Genomic DNA, 2,112 nt, shown 5'->3' with positions numbered 1-2,112 from the left:
CGCGCACTCGAGGCCGCAAGCGCCTGCTGCACCGAGCGGCCCCGGACGGCATCGGCGAGGCTGAACGTCTCTTCGCCGATGTCCTTGCCGGCTCCTTCCGTCCTGCCGAGCAGCAGCAGATAGCTCTCGACGATGGTCTGCAGCCGCTGGCTGCGCGCGGCCACCACGGTCGTGTTTTCGTCATCGGCGTTTTCGTTGGCGCTCGCCATCATGACCGGAATGGCGGCCTTGAACTCCCTGATCGCATCGGCATCGCGCCGAGCGCGCATCAATCCGACCGCCAGCGTGCCGCGCGCCGAAGCGGCATCGAAATGATTTTCCCCGACGCGGGCGATCTGCTTCTTCACGAGCTGCTCGGCGGCTGCAATGCCTGCGTCCAGCTGACCGGAACCATAGAGCGACAGGATCCGGGACGGATTGAGCTCGAACACCTGGCGACGCTGCGAATCCCAGCCGGCGACGGCCTTGTCGATCCGCGCAAACATCGTGCTCGCTTCGGCGTTCTGACGCCGCAGCGTCAGGATGCCGGCGAGCTGCGACAGCAGCTGCACGGTCGCTTGCGACTCCTCCGGCACGCCGACGGTCTTGTTGATCTCGAGGGCGACGCGGCCGAGCTTCTCGGCCTCTTCGTAACGGCCCTGGTCGACCAGAATGCCCGCCAGCCCCATCACGAATCGCGGCGTGACGGAGTTGTACTTGCCGGTATCCTTCAGCCGCGAGAGCAGCGCGCGGCGTGCATCGATCTCGGCCTCGGCGAGCCTGCCCTGCTTTGCCTTCATGCGTGCCTGGTTCAACACGGCGCTGTCGATCACCTGCAGCAAAATGGTCTCGGCCGGCGGATTGTCCGATTCCATGATGGCCTTCGTGCTTGCGCGCTTGCGCAGCTCGGCGTTGCGATAGGCGGCCTCGGCGTCGGCGAACTGTCCGCGCGCCTCGAAGATCAGGGCGCGCGCGAGCTCCAGCTCGCCTTCCCAGCTCTGGCCGAACTTCGCATAGGACGCTCGCCAATTGGGATGGCCACTGGTGCGGGCCTCCTGTATCGCGGTCTGGCTGCGGCGGAGATAGGCTTCGGCCTGTGCGACGTCGCCCATCTGGATGAGGGCGGACGCGATTCCGCGGTTCGTACTGAACTGCAACCCCTTGGCGCCCGGCATGCTGGCCGATTCGCGCAAGAGCCTTTGCATGATCTCGAGCGAGCGCTTCGGATCGCCCGCGAGAGCGTGCTGCAGGGACTGAAGCTGCAATATCCGCCCCAGCATATTCGGACCAACGGCGCCGCGCCCGACTTCTGCGGCCTTGTCGGCGTCAGCCATTGCTTCAACGAGCCGGCCGAGTTGCGCGCGCGCATTGGCGCGATCGAAATAGAACTCTGCGAGATCCTGCCGGGACTCCTTCCCGGTCGGCGCGGCGGCGGCATCCGACTTCAATTCCGCGATCGTCTTCTCGTCGGGCTTGTCGCCGTCGAGGATCGCCGTGATGTCGGCGATGCTGCGCGGCGGCGCAACGAAGTCCTTCGGAAGCGCGGCGCCCGCCTCGAGCTTGGGCGCCGTTTCCTTGGGAAGCTCGACCGCGACATTGGCGCGGCCGTTGGCGGCATTCAGCGCGGCCATCACACAGGCCCTGACCTGAGGCGAGGCCTTGGCGCGGCAACCCTCGAGATCGGCACCGGCTTTGCGGCCTCCCTGGGCCTGCATGCACGCCTGCACGATCGGCCGGCCGACGGTCATCCGGCAATTCTCGATCGCCGCCTCCTTGGTCAGCGCGGCTGCGGAGCCGGTGGACCCGAGCAGAATGGCACATGCCAGCAGGTGGCGGGGGGAAACGTCCAGACGGCTCTTGAACGGACGCGTGGCGTCTAAGCTCATCTCGAAGGACCTTCGGGTAAAATGACTTTGAAGAAACGAGACAATCCTATCCCGCCGGCCCGGAAGGACAAGGGCAATCGATGGGGTTCCCGAAGACCTCGACAGGGTGGGCCGGCTGCGCCGGTAAAAACCCGGATCGCGCGTGGATAGACGGCTCAGGCTGATTGGCCGCGGGCGAGGGAGCCCAGCTCGGCGAGCGGCCGGACCGCGCGCTCAGCCCTTCGAGACGACCGCGCGGCCGTAAGGC

1 protein-coding gene is annotated in these 2,112 nt (G+C 66.6%); it reads right to left on the bottom strand.

The genetic code is table 11. The features are described from left to right. Positions 1-1,865, bottom strand: a 1,865-nt coding sequence (locus MOV75_RS35750; protein WP_247007694.1) for a tetratricopeptide repeat protein, incomplete at its 3' end; no start/stop codon positions are given. Positions 1,866-2,112 lie beyond the last annotated feature (247 nt).

This window comes from Bradyrhizobium sp. PRIMUS42 (assembly GCF_023006515.1).
GTDB lineage: Bacteria > Pseudomonadota > Alphaproteobacteria > Rhizobiales > Xanthobacteraceae > Bradyrhizobium.
The sequence above is the reverse complement of the archived record's forward strand: the minus strand, read 5'-3'. Positions and strand labels throughout refer to the sequence as shown.